21 protein-coding genes and 2 tRNA genes are annotated in these 24,642 nt (G+C 44.4%); 16 read left to right on the plus strand and 7 right to left on the minus strand.

Annotated elements, in window-relative coordinates; all coding sequences use genetic code 11:
- Positions 1 to 124: 124 nt before the first annotated feature.
- Positions 125 to 1,129 carry a nucleoid-associated protein YejK gene (yejK, locus tag CSW98_RS03495; protein ID WP_100799044.1) on the minus strand — a complete coding sequence of 335 codons (1,005 nt, stop codon included), beginning with the start codon at positions 1,127 to 1,129 and terminating at the stop codon, positions 125 to 127.
- An 84-nt stretch (positions 1,130 to 1,213) separates the two neighbouring features.
- Here yejK and CSW98_RS03500 point away from each other — a divergent pair, with 84 nt between their 5' ends.
- The 7 genes from CSW98_RS03500 to CSW98_RS03530 all read left to right on the plus strand — a co-directional run bounded on the left by CSW98_RS03500 (position 1,214) and on the right by CSW98_RS03530 (position 7,271).
- The gene (locus tag CSW98_RS03500) at positions 1,214 to 1,441 is read left to right on the plus strand and encodes a YejL family protein (RefSeq protein ID WP_100799045.1); all 228 of its coding nucleotides are present in this window, start codon (positions 1,214 to 1,216) and stop codon (positions 1,439 to 1,441) included.
- A gap of 18 nt (positions 1,442 to 1,459) precedes the next feature.
- The gene (locus CSW98_RS03505; protein WP_100799046.1) at positions 1,460 to 3,259 is read left to right on the plus strand and encodes a DUF3413 domain-containing protein; all 1,800 of its coding nucleotides are present in this window, start codon (positions 1,460 to 1,462) and stop codon (positions 3,257 to 3,259) included.
- Positions 3,260 to 3,278: 19 nt separating this feature from the next.
- Positions 3,279 to 3,355, plus strand: a tRNA-Pro gene (locus tag CSW98_RS03510).
- Between the two features lie 108 nt (positions 3,356 to 3,463).
- A tRNA-Ser gene (locus tag CSW98_RS03515) sits at positions 3,464 to 3,554 on the plus strand.
- 524 nt (positions 3,555 to 4,078) lie between these two features.
- A complete protein-coding gene (locus CSW98_RS03520; RefSeq protein ID WP_100799047.1) occupies positions 4,079 to 5,629 on the plus strand; it encodes an ArnT family glycosyltransferase in 1,551 nt (516 codons plus the stop codon).
- Between the two features lie 2 nt (positions 5,630 to 5,631).
- Complete coding sequence (locus CSW98_RS03525) at positions 5,632 to 6,426, plus strand: phosphatase PAP2 family protein (RefSeq protein WP_100799048.1); 795 nt, start codon at positions 5,632 to 5,634, stop codon at positions 6,424 to 6,426.
- A 158-nt stretch (positions 6,427 to 6,584) separates the two neighbouring features.
- Positions 6,585 to 7,271: a hypothetical protein gene (locus tag CSW98_RS03530; protein WP_100799049.1), complete on the plus strand. Its 687-nt coding sequence runs from the start codon at positions 6,585 to 6,587 to the stop codon at positions 7,269 to 7,271.
- 49 nt (positions 7,272 to 7,320) lie between these two features.
- Here the strand turns inward: CSW98_RS03530 and CSW98_RS03535 are convergent, their stop codons facing one another.
- Entirely contained in the window at positions 7,321 to 7,560 is a 240-nt protein-coding gene (locus tag CSW98_RS03535) for a YecH family metal-binding protein (protein ID WP_100799050.1), read from the minus strand.
- Positions 7,561 to 7,664: 104 nt separating this feature from the next.
- Positions 7,665 to 9,218, minus strand: coding sequence for an EAL domain-containing protein (locus tag CSW98_RS03540; protein WP_100799051.1), 1,554 nt, complete (start codon positions 9,216 to 9,218; stop codon positions 7,665 to 7,667).
- Positions 9,219 to 9,530: 312 nt separating this feature from the next.
- On the opposite strand from CSW98_RS03540, the gene CSW98_RS03545 reads away from it, so the two are divergent.
- Positions 9,531 to 11,504, plus strand: a complete 1,974-nt coding sequence (locus CSW98_RS03545) for a PAS domain-containing sensor histidine kinase (RefSeq protein WP_100799052.1) — start codon at positions 9,531 to 9,533, stop codon at positions 11,502 to 11,504.
- 52 nt (positions 11,505 to 11,556) lie between these two features.
- Here the strand turns inward: CSW98_RS03545 and CSW98_RS03550 are convergent, their stop codons facing one another.
- Positions 11,557 to 13,098, minus strand: coding sequence for a response regulator (locus tag CSW98_RS03550; RefSeq protein ID WP_100799053.1), 1,542 nt, complete (start codon positions 13,096 to 13,098; stop codon positions 11,557 to 11,559).
- 202 nt (positions 13,099 to 13,300) lie between these two features.
- Positions 13,301 to 15,223 carry a DNA topoisomerase III gene (locus tag CSW98_RS03555; protein WP_100799054.1) on the minus strand — a complete coding sequence of 641 codons (1,923 nt, stop codon included), beginning with the start codon at positions 15,221 to 15,223 and terminating at the stop codon, positions 13,301 to 13,303.
- 212 nt (positions 15,224 to 15,435) lie between these two features.
- Here CSW98_RS03555 and sppA point away from each other — a divergent pair, with 212 nt between their 5' ends.
- The 3 genes from sppA (at position 15,436) to CSW98_RS03570 (ending at position 19,359) form a co-directional block, all read left to right on the plus strand.
- Positions 15,436 to 17,289: a signal peptide peptidase SppA gene (gene sppA / locus CSW98_RS03560; RefSeq protein WP_100799055.1), complete on the plus strand. Its 1,854-nt coding sequence runs from the start codon at positions 15,436 to 15,438 to the stop codon at positions 17,287 to 17,289.
- A gap of 122 nt (positions 17,290 to 17,411) precedes the next feature.
- Positions 17,412 to 18,425 carry an asparaginase gene (ansA, locus tag CSW98_RS03565; protein WP_100799160.1) on the plus strand — a complete coding sequence of 338 codons (1,014 nt, stop codon included), beginning with the start codon at positions 17,412 to 17,414 and terminating at the stop codon, positions 18,423 to 18,425.
- A 109-nt stretch (positions 18,426 to 18,534) separates the two neighbouring features.
- Complete coding sequence (locus tag CSW98_RS03570) at positions 18,535 to 19,359, plus strand: DUF2989 domain-containing protein (protein WP_100799056.1); 825 nt, start codon at positions 18,535 to 18,537, stop codon at positions 19,357 to 19,359.
- Between the two features lie 67 nt (positions 19,360 to 19,426).
- Here CSW98_RS03570 and msrB read toward each other — a convergent pair whose 3' ends face one another.
- Entirely contained in the window at positions 19,427 to 19,858 is a 432-nt protein-coding gene (gene msrB / locus CSW98_RS03575; RefSeq protein WP_100799057.1) for a peptide-methionine (R)-S-oxide reductase MsrB, read from the minus strand.
- Between the two features lie 331 nt (positions 19,859 to 20,189).
- Here msrB and gap point away from each other — a divergent pair, with 331 nt between their 5' ends.
- The 4 genes from gap (at position 20,190) to CSW98_RS03595 (ending at position 23,749) form a co-directional block, all read left to right on the plus strand.
- A complete protein-coding gene (gene gap / locus CSW98_RS03580) occupies positions 20,190 to 21,185 on the plus strand; it encodes a type I glyceraldehyde-3-phosphate dehydrogenase (protein ID WP_100799058.1) in 996 nt (331 codons plus the stop codon).
- A gap of 160 nt (positions 21,186 to 21,345) precedes the next feature.
- Entirely contained in the window at positions 21,346 to 22,230 is an 885-nt protein-coding gene (locus tag CSW98_RS03585) for a D-hexose-6-phosphate mutarotase (protein ID WP_100799059.1), read from the plus strand.
- A 121-nt stretch (positions 22,231 to 22,351) separates the two neighbouring features.
- Positions 22,352 to 23,170, plus strand: coding sequence for a 23S rRNA (guanine(745)-N(1))-methyltransferase (rlmA, locus tag CSW98_RS03590; RefSeq protein WP_100799060.1), 819 nt, complete (start codon positions 22,352 to 22,354; stop codon positions 23,168 to 23,170).
- Positions 23,171 to 23,377: 207 nt separating this feature from the next.
- Positions 23,378 to 23,749, plus strand: a complete 372-nt coding sequence (locus CSW98_RS03595; RefSeq protein WP_100799061.1) for a hypothetical protein — start codon at positions 23,378 to 23,380, stop codon at positions 23,747 to 23,749.
- Between the two features lie 49 nt (positions 23,750 to 23,798).
- Here the strand turns inward: CSW98_RS03595 and CSW98_RS03600 are convergent, their stop codons facing one another.
- Positions 23,799 to 24,236 carry a YcgN family cysteine cluster protein gene (locus tag CSW98_RS03600; protein ID WP_100799062.1) on the minus strand — a complete coding sequence of 146 codons (438 nt, stop codon included), beginning with the start codon at positions 24,234 to 24,236 and terminating at the stop codon, positions 23,799 to 23,801.
- Between the two features lie 146 nt (positions 24,237 to 24,382).
- Between CSW98_RS03600 and CSW98_RS03605 the strand changes: the two genes are divergently transcribed.
- Entirely contained in the window at positions 24,383 to 24,631 is a 249-nt protein-coding gene (locus CSW98_RS03605) for a YkgJ family cysteine cluster protein (RefSeq protein ID WP_100799063.1), read from the plus strand.
- Positions 24,632 to 24,642: the final 11 nt, after the last annotated feature.

The following is a 24,642-nucleotide window of genomic DNA, read 5'->3' on the forward strand; positions in this document are numbered from 1 at the left end:
TCCACCGAAAAACAAGCATTTTTTGCATTATTATGCAAAAAAGTATTTAACCGCTTGTTTTCGCCGGTTTCAGCAAATAGATCATTGCCATCTAATGCCTGCCAGCCCTTATTATCCCTATATTTCAGTCGTTATGTCGCGTAAGCTGATCACGAAGATTAGGCGGAGTCCCCTTGATAGTTAGAGTGTCTGTCTCAGGATCATAAAATATCCGCTCACCCAACAGCATGCTGTCAAAATTAATACTTACACCGCCACCGGCTCCCACATACTTAGTCAACTTTCTCACCGTAGTACGATCCGCCGGAAAACTCTCTTCCAGCTCGTATCCCTGAGCCTGAGTATATTCAAAGAAACTGGCTCCGGTTTCACTGGCCGGTAATTCGGCTGAAAGCTCACGAATTTCAACTTCTTCATTTGATTTCAGTTGCTCATTACAGTACTCAAATACCTGCTTACGGTATTGGTTAGTCTCTTCTTTATCCAGTTTGGCATCATGACAAAAATCGTCCACCGCCTGTACCAGCACCAGATTCTGTTGTTTGGTATCCAGCCCGATTTCAGCCTGCAGAAAATCGAGGAAAAAATCCGCAACTTTTCGCCCTACCCGGCCTTTTATGTAAGTAAGATAGCGGTTAGATTCCACATCCGTCTCATAAGAAGAGAGATCGATTCTCGCTGCGATATCCATCTTGCTGATATCTAAATAGTCCGTTGCACTGATATCCAGACCTTCTGTAACTTTCAGGCTCTGATTCGACGGTAACAGAGCGATAAATAGATAATTAGTTGCCAGTGACTGATAGTCAGCAAGAACAAGTATACCTTCATCAGCAAACGGATACTTTGCCAGTTCATTTTTCAGTCTTTCAGCACAGTTTTGGGAGAAATCATAAAAATTCACCTCTCCTTTGCGAAGATCCTGCAACCAGTTCTGAAAATCACTGTCAGACTGAAAGGAGCCAAAACCTTTACCAGCTTTGGCATTAAAGACCCGATGTAGCTCAGCCACCAGATTTTCCGTAGAAACATTATGTGAAAGGGCTTCGGAACGGTAATTTACAACCAGTTCATCCTGATCGTTTTTGATTAATTGATGTAAAATGACATTAGAAAGAATCAGACTCATAGCGAATAAATTATTGTTCAGGTTTCAGTTATGAAGCATTGTAGGTTATCATAAGCCGCTTTCACTATCATTATCAGAGTTTTTATGCCAGTTACATCAAAATACAGCGACGAACAGATTGAACTTATCCTTGCAGAAATTTCTGCCGTGCTGGATAAGCACAATGCCAACGCAGAACTTTCACTGATGATTGCCGGAAATATCGCAACCAATATTATTAACGGAAACGTACCTGCATCGCAGCGGAAGAGCATCGCTGAAAAATTTGCTCATGCATTACAGTCTTCGATTGAAGACAGTAAGACTCATTAGTCGGACAAGATAGAACAGATGGTAGACAGCGGAAACACATATGGTGAGCGCGTTTCGCGTTTAGTTGGTTGGGGGCACTGGTTTGCTTTTTTCAACATTATCGCCACCATGCTTATCGGCACAAGGTATATTTCTCAATCTCCCTGGCCAGAAACGCTTTTAGGACAGACTTATCTGGTCTTATCCTGGGTAGGACATTTCGGTTTTTTGGTTTTTGCTCTGTATATTCTTGTCCTGTTTCCGCTGACATTCGTTCTCCCCTTTAAGCAACTGTTTCGGATCATTGCGGCCTGTTTTGCAACGATAGGCCTTACTGCTCTTTTACTTGATACTCAGGCCTATCCTCAGGTTTATCAGCATTTAAATCCAGTAACCTGGGAGCTATTACTTAATCGGGAGCAAAGTAAAATAGCAACTGACCTGCAACAGCTGTTTATTGTGATTCCGATTATTTTCCTGCTGGAACTGGGTCTGTCCGGATGGATCTGGCGTAAGCAAAGAAGACTATCTCACAAACATATCGGCCGTCCAATTACTGCCGTATTTTTCCTTTGTTTTATCAGTAGCCATTTGATCTATATCTGGTCTGATGCCTATTTTTACCGCCCGGTTACCAGCCAGAAAGCAAACTTTCCTTTGTCATATCCGATGACGGCAAAAACATTTATGGAAAAACATGGTTTACTGGATCGGGAAGAATATCTGAAACGCAGAAAACAGAATGAAAATGCCACCGATTTGGTGAATTATCCGCTGGAACAGCTGCAATTCGGCAGTCGCAGTAAAAAATACAATGTTCTTATGCTATTGGTTGACAATCTGCGCTCTGATATGCTGAAGGATAGTATCATGCCGGCCACTACAGCGTTTGCCAGAAACAACCAGAACTATACCAATCACTTTAGCGCAAGTAATGACAGTTATGGTGTATTCGGCCTTTTTTACGGCATTCCCAACAGCTATGCCGATAGCATCAAAGCTCAGGGGACATCCCCGTTGTTACTTACCATGCTGGAAGAAGAAGGTTATAAATTCGGACTCTTTAGTGGGGATAATTTTAAAGACCCTATCTATTATGAGACCATTTTCAATACCTCCGAAGTCGCGCAGGAAGATTCCATCAATACCAGTGATTCAAAAGCGATTGAAGACTGGACAAGCTGGCTTGACAATACATCCAGCTCTCCGTGGTTCAGTTTTATTCAGCTTTCTACGATGGATGAATTTGAAAGTTTCAGTAAAAACAAAACAACTCGCACAGCGAAAAACAGCCTGATATCGGCCTATACTGAGGCAGCAGGCGTATCGGATCAGTATATCAGCTCGGTTTTGAGCCTCCTGAAAGACAAAGGGCTCATGGATAATACAGTCGTTATCATTACTTCAAATCATGGTACAGAATTCAATGAGACTGAGAACGGAAACTGGGGTTCAAATACCAATTACAGCCGTTATCAGCTACAAGTACCATTCGTTATGCACTGGCCAGAGAAAAATGCTCAGGAATACACTCAGGAATCCAGCCATTTTGACCTTTCAGCAACCCTACTGCCAGATCTGCTAGGGGTAGTATCCGAACCTTATGAATACAGCAGTGGTATCAACCTGTTTGCTTTGCATAAACGTCCGTGGATATTAGCCGGTGATGCCAGGGAAATGGCACTGATTACGGATCAAAGTACAACCGTGGTTGATAAGTTTGGTAACTACAAAGAATATGATACCCACTACCAGCGGAAAAAATACGCAAGCCCCAAATTATCTGTATTAATGCAAGGACTTGCTGAACTTAAACGTTTCTATAATCGGGAACATTAAGTTATAATAGAACCACTTACGGTCTGTAGCGCAGTTTGGTAGCGCACTGCTCTGGGGGAGCAGTGGTCGCTGGTTCGAATCCAGTCAGACCGACCATTATTCAGATATAGATGTGTTTTTGCACCTAAATGCACATTTATTCATCAAACAGTTACTTCAGGGCTTTACAAGGCGATCATTGCCTTATATCATCCCTGCAATTATGGAGAGATGGCTGAGTGGTTGAAAGCACCGGTCTTGAAAACCGGCGTACGTTAATAGCGTACCTAGGGTTCAAATCCCTATCTCTCCGCCACTTTCAAGTAAACCCCTGATTCGTCAGGGGTTTACTTGTTTATATGACTAAGAAACTTCAAAATGAGGTACATCACTGTTCTACATAGGGCGGAAATAATAATAGTCACGGGCGTTTCCCTGTCCGGAATCCTGAACCGAAAAAATTCAGATTAAATATTAAGTCACTCACACTTCCATTGACCATTTTCTGTGTGCGTCAATAAAGCTTCTGCTAACTGCTATTATTTAATTCGATTTGCTGTCTTTTATAAGGGTTCCTATATGATTCAAGTCGCCCCATCTCCCGTAGAGCAGACTTTTTCTTTAGATGAATTAATCGTCAGTAAAACAGATTTGAAAGGCTATTATCGCCCACCGACCTTACCCCAATAAGACCTGACATATATTTATATACCTCATAATCATCCGACAACTATGTCCGACCAACTCATTTAGTGCATTTAACATTTCATAATAACAACTTTGTGTTTTATTATATTAGGTTCTGTTACTGTCCGCGGAATGAGTGCATAGGAATCAAGCGTGCAAGATAATCCTCTTAAATTATACCCATATTTCCTGCTGGTTTTTACGGTATTTATTGCCTTCTTCTTTCAGCTTGGGCTCTTTCCACTTTTTGATCTGGATGAAGGCGCATTTTCATCAGCAACCATGGATATGCAGCTCAGAGGTGACTGGATTACTCCTTATCTGAACGGAAACCTCAGAGGGGACAAACCCATATTTATTTACTGGTGTCAGCTTATCAGTATTAAAATCTTCGGCCTGAATGAATGGGGACTGCGCTTCCCGTCCGCGCTGGCTGCCAGCATCTGGATTATTGCGATCTATCGTTTCGCTAAGGATTTTATCCGCACAAATAACCAGACAATCGCTCTGTTTGGTGCTTTTTCTCTGTTCTCTATGGTCATCGGCCGGGCTGCAACCGCTGATGCCCTGTTGAACATGTTTATGACACTGACTTATCTGTCCATCTGGCGTTATCTTGATACCCCGTCCACCAAAAGAGCCTATCTGACCTACTTATGGATGGGGCTAGGCTTTTTAACCAAAGGGCCGGTTGCAGCCGCTATTCCTTTCCTTCTGCTGACGCTTTTCTGTATAAAAAGCAGACAGTGGACAAAGTGGAAACAAGCTGTATTCTTCTTTCCCGGTTGGGGGGTCTTTCTAACCATTGCTCTACCTTGGTATATTGCTATTACAGCCACACAGGGCTGGGATTTTCTGCAGTCATTCATACTGAAACACAATGTTGGCCGTTTTAGCAGTACGATGGAAAGCCATGGCGGCAGTCCGTTCTTTTATATCCCTGTACTTCTGTTTATCTGTCTTCCTTTCAGTGGCGTGTTACTGCGGGCACTATTTAAGGTTAAAACACACTGGAGTACACCGGTAAACCAATTTATGTACCTGTGGTTTGCTATTACCTTTGTTATCTTCTCATTTTCACAGACCCAGCTTCCTCATTATCTGATGTATGGGATCCCGCCGCTGTGGTTTCTAATGGGACAAAGTATTGAAGATAACAGACAGCATCGTACCCTGCTTCTGCCACTGATTATTTTTGCCGGAATATTATTGGTTCTGCCTGCCATACTGGCCTTCTCGAGCGTAAAAGCAGGCAGTGATAACGAATTTATTTTTGCTCTGGTTCGTCCTCACTTCGACTGGAGCTACTATTTGTCCATCGTAGTCATCCTTCTTGTCTGTACTGCTTTATGGTATTTCCGAGAACATTTAGCAACAGTAAGCCGAACCTTTATTATCGGTATCAGTTCCGCTTATCTGATACTGAATGTCGTTGTTCCCATCATTTCTGATGCTCAGCAGGCACCGGTAAAAGAAGCCGCTCTGATAGCAAAAGCCGCCGGTAAAGATGTCACTATGCTTAACGTAAATATGCCCTCTTTTTCCGTATATCTCGGTCAGCCAACCCCGACAAAAGTACCGGAACCTGACGACTGGGTTTTCACCCGTACTAGTCGCCTACACAATTTTTCAGATTATAACGTCGTTTATCAACGCGGAAACGTATCATTGATCGAGATACAGACTGCTTCAGAGGAAAATTGATCTTGCATACCTTCGAATTTGACAAAAAGAAGTTTTGGTTCCTTATTCAGGCAGCCGGTTTAATTGCTTTACTTAAACTGGATCAACGGATATTTATCGGATTAAACCATTTATTTTCAAATCTTCCGGACACCTTGTGGAGTTTTTTCACCATACTGGGTGACGGCGTTATCATTTTCGCAATATTTCCATTCTTGTTCCGTCGTTATCATAAGGTCATGCTGCAGGGATTACTTTTAACAGTCATTGCACTCCTTGTTATTCAGGGACTGAAAGGACTGTTTTCTTTCCCGAGGCCACCAGCAGTACTGACTCTGGAAGACTTTCACCTGATCGGACACGCAAATAAACAGAATTCTTTTCCTTCCGGTCACAGTGCCACTGCCGTATCGGCAGCGGTACTCTGGTGTTCTGCTCTGGCCAAAAGATGGCATAAATGGCTATTAGGTCTCGCAGCTCTGGTTTGTCTGTCCCGGATTGCCGTCGGAGTTCACTGGCCAACAGATATTCTGGTCGGTGCGGCACTTGGACTCTTGATTGGCTGGATTACCGTAGTATTAAGCCGGAACTGGACACTGAGTAATAATTTTTACTGTAAGCTGATTATGTTAATCATGCTACTGGTTAATGCTGTTATGCTTTACGACTTTAATCACGGCTATATGCTGGTTACCAATATCACCTACCTGATCGCAACACTGTCACTTATCGCAACGGTGCTGCAAATTATCCTGTTATTTGCAGAACGTTTGCACTGGATTCGGGTCATCAGACTGGCAGATAAAATGCACCTGTAAGATCATTTAATGGCAGACAATCGGCAGGAATACTATCATCGGCTGATTGTCTGTTAATTTTGTGAGCCTATCTCTCCCATCCACAGAAATATACGTATAAACTGGCATATAACAACTATAGTTTCCGAACTTAGATTAAAAGACCGGGAGATCAGGCCTTGAAATTCTTTAAGTTTTTAATTGTTGGGTTTACCCTCGCTATTGGAATCATTGTCGCTATTTTCGGCATCAAGACAGAAGATGACACACCAGCCACAGGTAAATCAGAAACCATTGATGCTATAAATATCTCCCCGGAAACAGAGCAGAATGAAATGCAGCGGGAGCCAGAAGTGGTCGCCAAAGTTCATATCCCTATTTTGTCTGAAAGAGAAAGAGCCGCTATGCCCCCGTTTATTCAGGCTATGCCGGTTAAACCATTCAACCGTGACTCTAACCACAACTGGTTTCGCGATGATCTGGAACTTTATATTGCTTACAAATTCCCCTATTCACCAAAATCACGTGCCGCATATACTCAAATGGCCAAAATTCTGGACCGAATGGGAACCGACTCAGGTCAAACCCAAACACCCAGACAAGTAACACTGTGGAAAGAAGAACAACTGGCGCTGAAATGCTTTTACGATACCGGATTTACTGATGACGAATTAGAAGAGCTGAAGCGCATCGTCTTCGACAGTGAGCATATGCGGGAAGGCTATCAGATGGTGATAGATAAAAGACAGGAAATACCGGCCAATCTGGCAAAATCTATTGTGATCCCCGAAGATGCCTGTGATCCGATTCTCTGGGAGAATGAGGTCACACTTCAGGAATGGAAGCCTGAGAAGACCATAAAATAAAAGTAACGCCAGAGCCGTAAGCTGAAAACGTTACTCCGGGTATTGTGATTTAATGACAACGATTATCGGCAGGCATTGTCAGCCCGGTATCCGATTCTATAAACTTACCTTTATTAAGTAGAAAATCAATCAAGTCTTCTGCAGACAACCCTTCAGCCGAACAGGTATGGTAAACGGCATCGTAACCAAAAGTACGCCTGATTTCTTCAAGTAACTCTGACTTACTTAACACCTTATCTGCTGCTGCCAGCAGATTCATTACCTTATGCCCATGGATTGATTTACTCATATACAGCAACCTCATTACGATTTATAGCAACAGAGCATACCTGAATTCGGCAGTTTTGCCTCTCCCCCTAAAGGGGTATAAAAGGTATAACCCTATCAGACCAGCTAAAAAAGTTGACTGAATTCATCGCCAGGAAGAGGTCGGGAAAAATAAAAACCCTGAATGTAGGTAAAGCCGAGCGAATTCAGAATCTTCAGTTGTTCACTCTCTTCAACTCCTTCAACAATAACTGCAATATTGAGATCCTCTGCTAGCCTTTGCATTGATTTCAGAACCGGAATAAGATTGGATTCCTCATACAGGTTTTTCACAAATACCCGGTCTATTTTAAGAAAATCGAATTCACACTGACGGATAAAATTCAGGCCCGAATAACCGGTTCCGAAATCATCCACAGCCAGACGTATACCCAACCCGGTAACAACTGCCAGTTGCCTGCGCAGCACATCTAAATCCTGCTCCGTAAAATCATTGTTTTCAGTTATTTCAAAAACAATACGACTGGCCAGTTCAGGTCGGGAACGAAACACAGATACAACATTATTGATAAATGAATCCCGGAGGATAACAGAGCGGCTAATATTGACACTGATATATCTGTCAGAAAAACATTCCCGATGAGAATCCAGATACAGACAGACCTGCTCGATAACATAATGAGTTATCTCTTCTATTAATCCGACTTTTTCTGCCAGAGGAATAAAAATTTCAGGAGAGATCATACCCTGAACAGGATCATTCCAGCGTAGAAGGGCTTCACCTCCGACGATATGTCCTTCTTTTTGATTAATAATCGGCTGATAGTACGGCTCAAGATGTCCACATTGCAACGCACTTTCCAGTGAAATCGGCAACGCATTGCTGGACAACTTTTTATTCCGCTGTAAAGCAAACAACGCGCAAACCAACCCCGCAATCAATAAGCCTATCCAGCTATTGGAAAGCATATAATAAAGAAGGTAATGATCTTGCTTATACAGCTCGATAACCAGAGGATATTCAGCCGAGGAGCTGACTGCGATACGAGTACTGCCTGGCAGACTCTGCTCCTGCAGTGAGCGCGTAATCACTTTGATATCATAATCCAGATGATGCCGGGAAAGAAATTCATCGATCAGCAGTAACACATAGCGCGGAGGGATTAGCACACTGATGCCATTTCCCTGCCCACCATCTCTAAACATCAGGATGATACTTTTTTCTTTAGCCAGTTTGGTCGTCGTATAGGACAATGTTCTGTGGTAGGGACTATTTTTGATCCTCTCCAGCATTGTCCGGTACAGATAAAAAGATATGGTTCCGTTATTACTTGTGCAGAATATCCGCCCTTTATCATTAAATACTCCAATCTCTTTAACCCGATCAGACTGAAAAACGCCCCTGCGTAGGGGAACCAATAACTCTTCACATGATAAATTCTGGTTTTCATCCAGCAGCAGATAATCCAGATCATTAATAATCTGATCGAAGTACTGGTCAACTCTGGTTAGTGCCTGCTGAGAAACAGATTGTGCATGCTGTCTGGAAAAAGGAACCGAAAGGATTGAAATAAAGATAAAGACTATCAAATAAATCAAAACAAGCTGCACCCCCATATGCCTGAAAATACGAGGGATATAAGGTTTGATCAGAGATTCTTTCTGAACCGGTTTTAGCATAAAAGATCTTCTGTTAACCGAACGTAGTACGACTTAATCTTACTATATACATCCAGGGATCGGTTCACAATGCATCTGCCTTATAATCCACGTCAAGTTCTTCATTTCAGGAGTTTTCTCACACTCTTCCGACTCTCTAAATGGCTTATCCGGCACATTCACGCATCTCCCGGAAACCATTAGCATAAATCGAGGTCTATACTCCATCGCTATTCTTACACCGGACAGTGCTCGTATTATCGTGAGAATGCACAATCTTTCATGGAGTAATAGAGCTATACTAAAATTTAGCTCGGATAAACAGGAATAATAATGAATAAAAGTAAGCGATTCGAAGACAGTGAGATGAGTCCCTTATTCAGTCGTATCGGCCGACGGATCATTATCATTATGGTTCTGTTAAGTAGTGTCGTTACACTGACAGCGACACTATTGCAGTTATCCTGGGATTACAACCGAGAATACAGTGGAGTGGAACGGCGGCATCATGAAGTAGAAACCATTCATATGCCTCTTCTGGCCTCCTCTCTATGGAATTTTGACCTGGTCATGCTTCAGCAGAGGCTGGACGGGCTGGTGAATCTCCCCCGAGTTAATTACTTAGAAATTAATACATTACATGAAAAATTCACATCAGGAAAAAAGCTGGAAGACTATGCTATATCGCATGAATACCCTATTTATTATTCCGTAGAGGGCGTCGATCCTGAATTTCTGGGAACCCTGTATGTTGAATCAGATGCTCAGGCTATCTATAACTATCTTCTGCAGCAATTTCTGACCACACTTATTATTAATGGCATTAAAACGGCTATTGTCTGTTACCTGATCCTGCTGGTTGTACACGCCAGTATCAACCAAAGAATCTTTAGCGTTGCTCAATATCTGAGAAACTACAATCCCCGCCATCCCAGCGAACCTCTGGTACTCCCCCACAAACGCTGGATTATGGATAAAGAAGATGAAATCGTCTGGCTGGGAGACGAAACCAACCGTATCACATCCAGGCTGACCACATTTTATAAAAACATTCGCTATGAACAGGGAAGATTCTCTGATTTTGCTAATGTCTCATCAGACTGGCTGTGGGAATTAGACCATACCGGAGCCCTTGTTTACGCATCGGATGAAATGCAGAGCGGCATTGGAGTCAATACACTAAACCGTCCTGTCTTTGCCGAAATCCCTCTGTTTAAACATGCTGAAAAATTGCTGAATAAGCTGCACAGCAGGCAAAGTTTTAATTTCTGTCAGGAACAACTGATTATAAATGGTGATACCCGCTATCTACTGTTTCAGGCTATCGCTAACTATGAAAATGAACAGTTCCTCGGTTTCCGCGGTACAGCCATTGATATTACTGTTCTGAAGCAGGCTTTGGTCGATCTGGAAAACCTAAACAACAGTCTTGAGCTAAAAGTAGCCGAACGAACCGAAGATTTAAAAGCCAGTGTGCAACGACTGAAAGACACACAAAGTCAGTTGATTGAATCAGAGAAACTGGCTGCGTTAGGTGGTCTGGTTGCCGGTGTTGCTCATGAGGTCAATACCCCCCTTGGTATTTCCGTTACAGCCGCATCCGTTATCAATGATATTAAAGACGAACTTAATCGTGCCTTTGCCGAACAGACCCTGACCAGTACCCAGTTTTCCGAACTGATGCAGCGGATGGATGACAGTACCATTATGCTGGAAAGTAACCTGAACCGGGCTGCCGGGCTGATACGGGACTTTAAACAAACTGCGGTTGATCAGGTTTCCGAAAGCCGCAGTGAATTCACGATACATCAAGTATTACAAGCTCTAATCGCCAGTGTTCATCCGGAAACCCGTAAAGTCCCTGTCGAGCCCAGATTGTATGGTGATAAAACACTGACGATGAACAGCCTTCCCGGTGTTCTGACACAGGTTATTTCCAACCTGATCCTGAACAGTGTAAATCATGCCTTTACCCAGCAATCTGAGCCAAGCATTGAGATCCAGTTCAAAAAAGAAGATGACAATATTATTTTCGAATATTTGGATAACGGCTCCGGAGTCGATAAATCCCTGCACCAGAAAATATTTGAACCTTTCTTTACCAGCAAAAGGGGGAAAGGCGGATCAGGACTGGGACTGAATCTGGTATTTAACCTGATTCATCAAAAGCTAAAGGGCTCATTGCAATTTGAGTCGGAAATCAATAAAGGGGTTCACTTTACCTTTACCGTACCGGAAAAACTGCCGATGACCATCGAAGAAAATACGACTTTATCTGAGGGTTCCGAAGGAGAAAAGGCCGGATAAACCGGCCTTTTTTGAGAAAAAAATTTGAGAAAGTAATGCAGAATACCACCTGCTAATCGGGATGAAGATCTCTGATTAGCAGAAAGTCATTCCAGTTTTCAATCATTAAATCCACCAGCTTAGGCTCAAAATGTTTTCCGCGTTGGGCCATTATTTCTTGCCGGATCTCATCTTCTGTCCAAGGATCTTTATAACAACGTTTTGAACCTAAAGCATCAAAGACATCAGCCAGGGCCGTAATACGTCCGACCACAGGGATCTCTTCTGCGCTGATGCCGTTAGGGTATCCGCTTCCATCCCATTTTTCATGATGGGTTCCGGCAATTTCTTTCGCTACAGAGATCAGCCTCCGTTTGGAACGGCTCAGAATATCGACACCGTAATCCACATGCCGTTTCATCTCTCCCCACTCCTCTGCATCCAGTTTACCCGGCTTATGCAGTACGCGATCAGGGATAGCAACTTTACCCACATCATGCAGAGGTGATGCATGCTTTATCAGGTTTACCTCTTTTTCTGACAGACCATACAGCTCTGCCAGTTTTGCACTGACCAGTGAAACCCGCTGGACGTGTGCTCCGGTTTCCCGGCTCCTGGCCTCTACCGCATTGGCCAGGTTGTAAACCAGTTCTTTAGAAGTATCAGCTAAGTCAACTAACAAATTAATATTCTCAAACGTTAGCCCGATATTCTGCATATAAATTTCAAGCAACTGCTTATCCAGCTCAGCAAGCTCACGCTCAAGATTAATATAGAGAATACTGGTGACAGCATGTTCATCTGTCATGTAAAAGACATAAGCATCGGAATAGCTTTTGGTTGCTTTACTTTCGATGGCTTCCAGACACCTCCCCGCTACGACCTCCGGTAACAGCTCAAATGAACAGGTAGGATAGAAATCGATATAATCACCGGTTGCAGCCAGAGTAAGGGCTCGGGATTCTTCCCCGCTTGGGTCTGGCTGAACGATACAGTAAAAAGCAGAAGCGTTCAGTTTCAGCAAAGAAGTAAGCTGACTTAGCACTGAAGCCGCATAGGTTTTTAGTGTAGTGGTATTTTGCACATTGGCAGAAGCACGGATAACCTTACTTAATCCCTGTTTCTGATCCTCTATCAGGCAGAGATCACGATAAGCCCTCAGCATTGAATAGAGTAAAGTTCTTAATTTTTGAGTGGTCAGCTCTGTCTTTTCCTTGTAGTCATCAATTTCATACTCCTTTATGACTACATCTTCCGGAGCCTGACCCGCCTGACCAGTACGTAACACCAACCGGATAAGGCGGTTATTACACTCTGTCCGGATATACCGAACCAGATCCAACCCCGCATGTTCTGTTTCCATGACCACATCAATCAAAGCGATGGCAATATCATTATGTTCACTCAGCAGTTCTCTTGCCATTACTCCGGAGTAAGCAGAAATAAGATGCAGGCCACGATCCTGAAAAGTAAATCCACTCAATGCCAGACGGGTAACCTGATGCATCTGTTCATCATCATCAACAAGCAATACTTTCCATGGCTGGAGTGGTTTCAGCCCGGACTCTGTCGGAGCATCTTTGCTCTGTGTCCGATGATCAGCAAACAGTTCCATCAAACCCTCTCAATCAGCGTTTTCTCTGTATTTATGATATGTTTATCAAATGATATTTTAGTGTTAAATTCAAGTAATTCTTTAGTGAGATAATAATGAAATACTAAAAATGAGATCTCTAATGTAAGCATTGCCGTATGCCGGAATAACTTACTGATATAAGTATTAGCTGAAGCATAAAATAAGTTCAAGTTAATCTCAGTCAGCCTCGTTTTGACTTTCTACGCTTATTTGATCCGATATAAGCCACGTTCGATAATCCTCTCAGCGAATCCGGAACCACGCCCTGCCTGACTTGTTGCATCAACATGGTTATTTGCTGTTCCAAAGACTGTATAAAAGGCTGATAAGCCTGATTCTTCTCTGCAATTTCCTGCAACTGATGCTCCCAGCGTGCCGTCATATCCGGGTAAGTAGATTCCCCAGGTAAGGCATGAATTAATGCTCTTCCAGCCTCACTACTCACAATACTCTTTCCCTGCCTCTTTAACAGTTGCCTCTTAAACAGTGTGTCTAAAATACCCGCTCGGGTCGCTTCTGTTCCCAGCCCGTCCGTTTCGCGCAAAATTTTTTTCAGTTCTCTGTCTTCAACAAAGCGTGCTATTCCTGTCATCGCCTGTAATAACGTCGCCTCTGTAAAGTGTCTGGGGGGTTCTGTTTTTCTGTCTTTAATTTCTCCCTCCCGACAGATTAGCTGTGTACCTTTATCCAGCGGAGGAACCGTTTCAACACCATCATCTTCATCGGTGACCTTTCCCAGCAGACATTTCCAGCCTTTTTCGACCAGTTGCCTTCCTTTTGCAATAAAACAACCACCAGCAATATCAAAAATCAGTTTAGCTTCGGCATATACGGCTGCTGGATAGAATTGCATCAGATATTGTCGGGCTATTTGCTGATAAATTTTCAGCTCACTTCCGGACAATACATGCAAAGACATCTGCTTCGGCGTTGGGATAATAGCGTGGTGAGCATCGACTTTTTTATCATTCCATGCTTTGGACTGTAACGACAGATCCGCTTCCGTAGCCTGTTCCTCCAGTGACTTATCATTATGACGGATAGCCTCCAGTATGATAGCGGCCTGAGCATAATGTTCCTGTGGGAGGTACCGGCAATCGGAACGAGGATAAGTGATCAGCTTATGTTTTTCATACAAAGACTGACAGGCTGCTAATACTTCCTGCGCACTCATCCCATAACGTCTGGCCGCATCAATCTGCAGAGCAGACAGCGAATAAGGCAACGGTGGAGTCTGCTGGGTTCGTTTCTGTTCAGACTCAGTGACTGTAGCCGTCTGCCCGGAAATCCTACCAGCAACATTCTCAATCAGTTTACGGTTCAATACCCGGCCTTCTTCATCCTGCCACGGGCGACAAGCTTCACTCGGTTTCCAGCGGGCACGAATATCAAAACTCTGCTCAGCATTCTGATACGGAATCAAAGCATACAGAGTACAATAATCTTTAGGGACAAAATGCTCTATTTCTTCATCACGCCGAACCACCAGCCCTAATACCGGAGTCTGTACCCGACCGACAGAAAGTACCCCCTGGTACCCGGCCTTTTGCCCCAGGAGCGTATAAGCCCGGGACATATTCATACCATACAGCCAGTCGGCTCTGGAACGAGCCAGAGCCGATACTGACAATGGAATGAAATCGCGGTTACAGCGCATCTGACTCAATGCTCTTTTCACTGCCGGTAAATTTAAATCATTGATAAGCAACCGCTGGATCTGAGCTTTTTTTGTCTGACTGACTTTCAGATAATCGATAACCTCATCCACCAACAATTGCCCTTCCCTGTCCGGATCTCCGGCATGAACAATCTCTTCGGCATCTTTTATCAGCCGCCGGATCACCCCTAACTGTTTCGCCGCGCTTTTACGTGCCCTGAGCTGCCATTGCCGGGGAATAATCGGCAGATCCGCCATGATCCATTTCTTATACTTTTCATCATAAGCATCTGGTTCGGCCTGCTCCAATAAGTGTCCGATACACCAAGTCACTACATCGTTGTTTCCGCAACGAATGCAGCCCGGTTCACGCTTCTTGGTTCCGGGCAGAGCATCCGCAATGGCACGGCCAAGGCTGGGTTTTTCGGCAATAAAGAGTCGGGACATAGTGATGATAATTTTTTGTGGTAAAGTTGCCTATTATTCGAAACCTGATAACGAAATCAAGAAAAACTGGATATTCATACAGTTATTTACAAAAATAAATACTGAAAAGAAAGCCGGTGTTCCACAACCTTGTCCGCGCTATAGGGAATCTTCGTTGTTTTTCGCAGTCATAATCGCGTACGATCAGGCAAACGCCCCTGTAAGAGGAAAACATGAGAAAAATATTTCGATTCATTGGCTTAATATTCAAAAGCATCTGGAAGACCATCAACTTCCTTCGCCTTGCTGTTATTAACCTGTTTTTTATTATTATCATTGCCCTTATCTATCTGGGCTATACCCAGACCACCGAAACACCGGAGCCAAAAATCACACAAGCCTCTCCACTGATGCTGAATCTCTCCGGCCCTATTGTTGAGCAGAAAAAATATATCGCACCGATGGAGTCGCTGACCGGTTCACTGCTTAACGAAGAAATGCCCAAAGAGAACCTGCTGTTTGACATCGTTGATACACTTCGTTATGCCAAAACCGATGCCAATATATCAGGTCTGATCCTCAATCTGCAGAATATGCCTGAAACGGGACTGACCAAGCTGCGCTATATTGCTAAAGCGATCAATGAGTTCAAAACATCAGGCAAACCGGTCTATGCTGTTGGCGGATACTACTCTCAGAGCCAGTATTATCTGGCCAGCTATGCCGATAAGATTTATATGGCTCCGGATGGCGGTGTCATGCTGCAGGGTTATGGTACCTATACGCTCTACTATAAAAGCCTGCTGGAAAAACTGGATATCAATACGCATGTATTTCGGGTAGGTACTTACAAATCTGCTATAGAGCCTTTTATTCGCGACAACATGTCCGAAGCAGCGAAGGAATCTGCATCCGTCTGGCTAACCCAGCTTTGGGGAGCCTATGTCGATGACGTCGCGAAAAACCGGCATATTGACGCTAAAGTCATCACACCATCGATGGATGAACTCCTCAGGCAACTGAAAAGCGTTAATGGTAATCTGGCCGCTCTGACCCAAAAGCAAGGACTCATTGATGAGCTGGTAACACGTCAGCAATTCCGGGCAGCCATGGCTGACGCTTTTGGAACACAAGGAAAAGACAGCTACCGTGCAATCAGCTATTACGATTACCTGCCAATGATAAAACCAACACCGGCAAACAGTGATGACGACATCGCTGTAATTGTAGCCAGCGGAACCATTCGGGATGGAGAACAGCCACGCGGCACAATCGGCAGTGAAACACTCTCTGCGCTGATCCGGCAGGCTAAAAATGATGAGCATGTAAAAGCCGTTGTTCTCAGGCTGAATACTCCGGGTGGGAGCTCTTTTGCATCAGAAGTGATCAGGAATGAAATTGAAGCACTGCAGGCTAGCGGAAAACCCGTTGTCGTATCCATGTCAGGTGTAACAGCATCCGGCGGATACTGGATTTCAGCCGGTGCTGATAAGATTGTTGCTCAGCCAACGACTCTGACCGGTTCTATTGGCATCTTCGGCGTATTCGCCACCGTAGAAAAAGGACTGAGCAAATTAGGGATCCACAGTGATGGGGTAGGTACCACACCGTTCGCAGGACTAAGCCCGACCCGCAATCTCTCGGATAAGGCTGGACAAGCCATTCAAATGAATATTGAGTATGGATACCAGCGCTTTATCCGTCTGGTCGGAGAGGGAAGAGATATGTCGCCGGATGCCGTCAATCGTGTCGCTCAGGGGCGGGTCTGGACCGGATATGATGCCATGAAGGCCGGGCTGGTTGATCAGATGGGAGATTTTGATGACGCTGTCGCTCTGGCCGCTGAACTGGCACAACTGGATTCCTATAATCTGTTGTGGGTAGAAGAGCCACTATCAGCATCTGAGCAGTTGTTACTGGAACTTGCAGATCAAATCCACGCTTCGCTTGGTCTGAATGTTCAGGCTTTGCTACCGGAATCATTACGTTCTGTCAGTCAGCAACTGGTACAGGGTACTGAAATACTCTCTGATTTCAATGATCCCAAAGGCATATATGCTCTGTGTCTGACCTGTCAGACGGAGTGATCTTCTGGCTGACACCCACATTGAAGCGTACTAACGGTAAAACAGGCGTTCTTCGCCTGTTTTTCTTTTTTGTGAGCCCGTATAATCCTCTCTCAGTGAATCAACTCAACCAATCGGTCATCATGCCAAGAAAACATATTTATATCGCATACACAGGCGGCACCATCGGAATGCAAAAGTCAGACAACGGCTATGTACCGGTTGCCGGATTTATGGAACAACAACTGGCAGATATGCCGGAATTCCATCGCCCGGAAATGCCGGCTTATACATTCCATGAATATGAGCCGCTGATCGACTCCTCTGATATGTCCCCGGCAGACTGGCAGCAGATCGCCAATGACATTAGAGACCATTATGATGAGTATGATGCGTTTGTTATTCTGCACGGTACTGACACTATGGCCTATACAGCCTCAGCCCTCTCATTTATGCTGGAAAATCTGGGTAAACCAGTTATTGTTACCGGTTCACAAATCCCACTGGCAGAACTGCGCTCTGATGGTCAGGCAAACCTGCTGAATGCTCTGCATATCGCGGCAAACTATCCGATCAATGAAGTCACACTCTTCTTCAACAATCAGCTTATGCGTGGTAACCGCAGCACAAAATCTCATGCAGACGGTTTTAACGCTTTTACCTCACCGAATCTGCCACCTTTGCTGGAGGCCGGAATCAATATTCAGATCAGCAGTAATGTGACGGTCGGTAAGATGCCGGAAGGTAAATTTAAGGTTCACACCATTACTCCCCAGCCTATCGGGGTAGTCACCATGTATCCGGGCATTTCCCATGAAGTGATCCGTAATACACTGAGACAGCCGGTCAATGCTATGATCCTGCTGACATTTGGTGTAGGAAATGCACCTCAGAATCCTCAGCTTCTGGCACATCTTAAAGAAGCGTCTGAACGGGGAGTCATTGTCGTTAACCTGACCCAATGTCTGGCAGGTAAAGTTAACATGGGAGGGTATGCGACCGGATGTGCTTTGGCTGATGCAGGTGTGATCAGCGGGTATGATATGACCCCGGAAGCTGCACTGGCTAAGCTGCATTTTCTGTTAAGCCAGAATCTCAGCTATGACGAAATAAAAATTCAGATGCAAAAAGTATTAAGAGATGAGATGAGCCTCTAATAATTACTTTTTTCAAAAAAACAGCCGCCCTATATACTGACTGAGTACAAAGAATCAACCTGTCCCTGAAGAATTACCCTACAGGGACAGAACATCCGAGCAGGACACAATGATCAATCTGAAAAATTCACTTGTTATACTGAGCTCTCTGACACTGCTCTCCGGCTGTTTTGAAGGCCGAATCAATACAAAAAAACTGTGTGAAGAGAATCCGGCACTCAGATGCGAGCAACTCAATATGAACGACGGCCAGTGCCGGCATCCCCGAACCAACCTCATATGGCACCGGCATGTCACGCAGCAGGAACCCACCATTGCTAACAAAATTCAGGAGTTCCACTTTGTCGACGAGTATCAGAAGTGCCTCGAACTGGCGGCTCAGATCGAACCAACCAAGCCCGGCAATAAAAAAGAAAATCGCTTCAATGCCCTGATGAGCACCTACAAAGAACAGGAACGTCTGCTTGAAGAAATCGGCCATTCCGACTCACCTTCAGCACTCTACTTTATGTGGACCAAAGGCGATAACCGGGCCAAGGTAAAATTTCTCAGTCTGGAAGGCTCCGGTAAGCTGCAGACTGCTGAATTACAGTATGCACTGGCAACTTATTACATTACCCGAGATAAAGAGAAGACAGTAGTATTGCTGGAAAATGCCCTGACACTGACTAAAGCGGATCAGCTCAACAGTGCGGTCATTGAATCATTAGCCAGCGTTAACCAATCGCTGGGACATAAGCGACACGCCTATATCTGGGTAATGGTTGCCCGGGAGCTGGAACTGCCGATCGCCTCAGATCGTCACCTAGCAGTGCTCTACCCCTTCAGTGAAAAAGAAGCCGAACGGTTACAGGAAATCGCAACCAATATTACCGATGCGTTGAAAGACGGACAGTACAAGAAGAATATGTTGCCCGCCTATGCTGAAAAGTGATCACGATAATGTATATCTGATATTAAGCAACAAAACTGTAATTCGATAACAAATGTAGGTCGGTGCATTACCCGACCTCCTTACCAGCAGTGCTAAAAATCAGTGCAACCGAGTTCACACAATAGCGTTCTCCCGTAGTGACCGGCCCATCGGGAAAAACATGCCCCAGATGACTGTCACACGCCGCACAGCGTATCTCTGTCCTTCTCATTCCATGACTAAGATCCTCCACATACCGCAATGCCGTGTCGCTGACAGGAGCATCAAAACTCGGCCAGCCACATCCTGAGTCGTACTTATGCGCTGAGTGAAACAACGGTGTACGACAACAGGTGCACAGATACTCGCCAGTGTCACGATTGTGCAGCAGAATTCCAGAAAAAGGAGCCTCCGTTTCACCCTGTCTGCATATTTTATATTCCTTTTCTGTCAAAAGGTTACGCCATTCAGTATCGGACTTAATCACAGTTTTAGTGGTATCTGAAACTTTCTCACTCATTGTCACTCACCATAGCCTTGTCTTCTTGTTTCTTCTTAATTATGCCATCAGGCTCGTTAAAAACTTGCATCTCAGGGATGTTGTAGCACATACTTTCATCCTAATGATCTTTTTGGGGATAAAAAAGATCAAAAGTTGGCTGGTGAATAACGGCACACAGTAGATAAAGAGCAAAATTTAATCATTCGCTATTAAATGTTAAAAAAATGCCGTAGTTTTTTTTGACTTTAAACAAGTTAAGTCCGATTATCTGTTGCAGACACTTACTGGGTTCTGTAATTTTACTACCAGTTTTTCTTTCATCAGAAATTTAAGTTGTGGAGCAACTATAATGACTATCAAAGTAGGTATTAACGGTTTTGGCCGTATCGGTCGTTTCGTATTTCGTGCATCTGTAGAGCGTGACGATATCCAAGTAGTCGGTATCAACGACCTGATCGACGTAGATTACATGGCATACATGCTGAAGTACGACTCAACTCACGGTCGTTTTAACGGTACTGTTGAAGTTAAAGACGGTAACCTAATCGTTAACGGTAACACTGTACGTGTAACTGCAGAGCGTAACCCAGCTGACCTTAAGTGGGATGAAATCGGTGTTGACGTTGTTGCTGAAGCAACTGGTATCTTCCTGACTGACGAAACTGCTCGTCAGCACATCACTGCTGGTGCTAAGAAAGTTGTTCTGACTGGTCCTTCTAAAGACGCAACTCCAATGTTCGTTAACGGCGTAAACTTCGATACTTACGCTGGTCAGGATATCGTTTCTAACGCTTCTTGTACTACTAACTGTCTGGCTCCTATCGCTAAAGTTCTTAACGATAACTTCGGTATCGAGTCTGGTCTTATGACTACAGTTCACGCAACAACTGCTACTCAGAAGACTGTTGACGGTCCTTCTGCTAAAGACTGGCGCGGTGGTCGTGGTGCTTCTCAGAACATCATCCCATCTTCAACTGGTGCTGCTAAAGCTGTAGGCGTTGTACTTCCAGAAGTAAAAGGTCTTCTGACTGGTATGGCGTTCCGTGTACCAACTGCTAACGTTTCTGTAGTTGACCTGACTGTTAACCTGAAAACAGCGGCTTCTTACGAAGCTATCTGTGCAGCTATGAAAGCGGCTTCTGAAGGTGAAATGGCTGGCGTTCTGGGTTACACAGAAGATGCTGTAGTATCTCAAGACTTCATCGGTGAAACTTGCACATCTGTATTCGATGCAGCTGCTGGTATCGCTCTGACTGACAAATTCGTTAAAGTTGTATCTTGGTACGACAACGAAATCGGTTACTCAAACAAAGTTCTTGACCTAATCGCTCACATCTCTAAGTAAGCATTAGATAAAGACTTTCTTTGAAGAAAGATTAAAAAAGGCGGCCACTGGTCGCCTTTTTGTGTTTTATACCGAGTAAAATGATTTATACCGATGCCGGTAATCAATTATTACCGGATAGCATCCTAATCCACAAACTACAACCAAGGATCCCTTACCTATGGAACTAAGAAAGCTCCCTGCAATTGCTGTATTGTCAGACAACGTCACTATTATTGAAAAAAACGGCATTCAGATTGTACGTGTCATACACGACAAAGCTGAAGCGGGTATTGCTCTGCACGGCGGCCACGTCCTGTGGTTTAAGCCTGCCGGTCAGGAAGACCTTATCTGGCTGAGCGAAAAGGCTGAATTTAACCCGGAAAAAGCATTACGGGGTGGCATACCTGTCTGTTGGCCATGGTTTGGTACTGTTGCCGCACCATCACACGGCTTTGTCCGTACCAGCCCATGGCATATCGTAGAACACAGGGAAACAGAAGATGGCGTACTTATCTGCCTGGGACTGGAAGAAAGTGAAGAATCACTAACTGTCTGGCCAAATACTTTCCAGGCTCGTCTGTACGTTGAAATAGCAGAAACACTCAAAGTAACACTGGATGTGACCAACACCGATGATAAAGCATGGAAATTCTCCGGTGCATTACACACTTACCTGAACATCGCAGATATTCGTGAGTCGGTTACAACCGGCATGGGAGGTGAGTTCATCGACAAATTACAAAATGGTCAACGCACGCAAGGCGGAGCAGAACTGCAGCTGACCGATACGGTTGACCGTGTGTATACTCAGCCAGAAGATACTCTGGAAATCACTGACCCTAAATATAATCGCACTATTACTGTGACCAACTGTGGCCACAACAGTGCCGTTATCTGGAACCCATGGGAAACAGGCTCTAAGAATATGGCTGATATGGCTGATGATGGTTATAACACTATGCTGTGTGTAGAATCAGTCTGGAACGCTGCCAGCCTTGAAGAAGGTAAAACCCTTCAACCAGGTGAAAGCCATCAGCTTATCACTGAGATTGCGGCGAAGTAATTCATACTAACCAGCCCAGACTCAAAACAGATAAAGGGGATAAGATGTTCTCATCGGTTCCCCTTTTCTTTTTCGTTTCTGCTAAACTCCGCTAAAAATAAACAAAACAGAGAAATAAATAATGGCCTATCAGTGCCCTATTTGTCAGTCCGAACTCAGTGAGACGGATAACCGCTATCAATGCAAGCATAATCACCAGTTTGACCTGGCTAAAGAAGGCTATGTGAATCTGATGCCAGCCAATCAGAAGCGCTCAAAAAATCCTGGTGATAATAAAGATATGATGCAGGCGCGCCGCCGCTTTCTGGAATCAGGCAATTACGCCCCTCTGGCAATAAAAGTGGCAGAAATTTGCCAGCAATTTCTGAACGGCAGTCAGTATCGTCTTCTGGATATCGGCTGTGGGGAAGGCTATTACACACATCAGGTACAGCAAGGACTATCGGCAACGGAACCAAAATCCATCGTATATGGACTGGATATATCAAAAGTTGCTGTTCGTTATGCTGCCAAGCGCTACCCTGCCTGCCTCTTCTCCGTCGCCTCCAGCCACCGCCTACCATTCACCAACCATAGTTTAGATGCCATTCTGCGCATCTATGCCCCATGCCGAGCCGAAGAGCTCTACCGTTGTACGGCTGAACAAGGCATAGTGGTTACCGTAACACCAGCAGCGAGACATCTTTATCAGCTACGTGAGAAGATCTATACCCAAGTCAGAGCACATGATGAAACAACAGAAGAGATGACCGGGTTCGAGTTGACGCATCAGGAAAAACTTCACTACCCCATGCAGTTATCTGGCAGCCAGACACTGGATCTGCTGCAAATGACACCTTTTGCCTGGAAAGCAAGCGAAGAGCTTAAACAATCCCTGCAGGCTGCCGATATATTTCATTGTGAGGCTGATTTTATGCTTCGGGTATACAAAAAAGTATAAAGTTTGTTTTATTTGGTCTGTTTTTTGCTTAGTACTAAGCCAATCACTATGAATAAAGTAAAACATCATGGTCACTGCCTGTTTTCATATCTAACCTCTTGATAAGCAGACAGAATAAAAACACGGTAAAAAACGGCAAAAATGACTTAAGTTTTTGCCGATTACGCCGATAGGTTTATTAGTAAACGAAGATCATTGAGGCCCGGTATGACGCCAGTAGGAATAAATAACGCTGCACAGGCTTATGCGACACAAGCCAAAAACGCTCCGTCAACTCCTCAGCCATCCGCTGATGCAACCAAAGAAGCCGCTAAGGCACTGAAAGTGGAACAAAATAAAGTCACTCTTTCAGATGAAGGCAAAGCACTTCTGGCCGCACTTTCTGAAATAGAAAAAGAAAGTGATAAAGCAGTAGAAAAAGACAAAGATTTTACCGATAAGGTAGAATCGTTTACTCATGGAGCACTGGGCATGAGCAGCCCGGATAAGATTGAAGAAGCAGAAGACAGCTCTTATTCAGCAGGCCAGTATCTTTCTGGTGCCCTTACGGCTGGAGCGCTACTGTTAGCGGTTATTTAACCAACGTCGGTATAACCGCTTTTTTGATATCTGATATAATATACCATCCCTATCGGTAGGGATGATTCTGCACGTGGTCTTCCCAATTTACCACATCCACCTCGTAGACTACCTTATTTCTGACACTTTCACCTGCAGCATGCATGGCTGATTTAGAACCGGTCAGTAACGGATGCCATACCGGCAACGCACAGCCTTCAGCAAGCAGTCGATAGGCACATGTTTCCGGCAACCAGTTGAATTCATGGATATTCTCTTTTGTCAGCTTCAGACACTCTTCACCAGAGGTAAACCGGTTAGGGTAATCTTTACAGGCACAGGTCTTACTATTCAGCCAACTACAGGCTACATTTGTGTAGTAAACTTCATCCGTATCCTCATCCATCAGTTTATGCAGACAACATTTACCACATCCATCACACAGAGACTCCCACTCTGCTTCAGTCATCTCTTCCAGTGTTTTTGTCTGCCAGAATGGAACTGTCATCGCTTGTCTGCCTATACTTGCTGCTTGGATAAGGGGGTGATTTATACCCTTCTAAAGGATAAAGTTCAAGCCAGAATCAGTTTACTTCACAAGATTCCTTTTATATCATCCCGGCTCGTTTTTATTTCGGATCGACAGAGACAAAGATGGATTGTAGGCTGGGTTGCGGAGCCTGTTGTATTGCTCCAAGTATATCATCACCCATCCCGGGGATGGAGCAGGGTAAACCTGCGGGGGTTCGCTGCATCCAACTGGATGAAAATAACCTGTGCAAGTTATTTGGTAAACCGGAACGACCAAAAGTGTGTCACGACTTTAAAGCGGATCCGGAGATTTGCGGGAGAACAAATCAGGAAGCGTTAACCATTATTACTGAGTTAGAACAGTTGACATAGATATTAAGACA

The sequence above is a fragment of the Vibrio sp. HA2012 genome (assembly GCF_002812955.1).
Classification (GTDB): domain Bacteria; phylum Pseudomonadota; class Gammaproteobacteria; order Enterobacterales; family Vibrionaceae; genus Vibrio.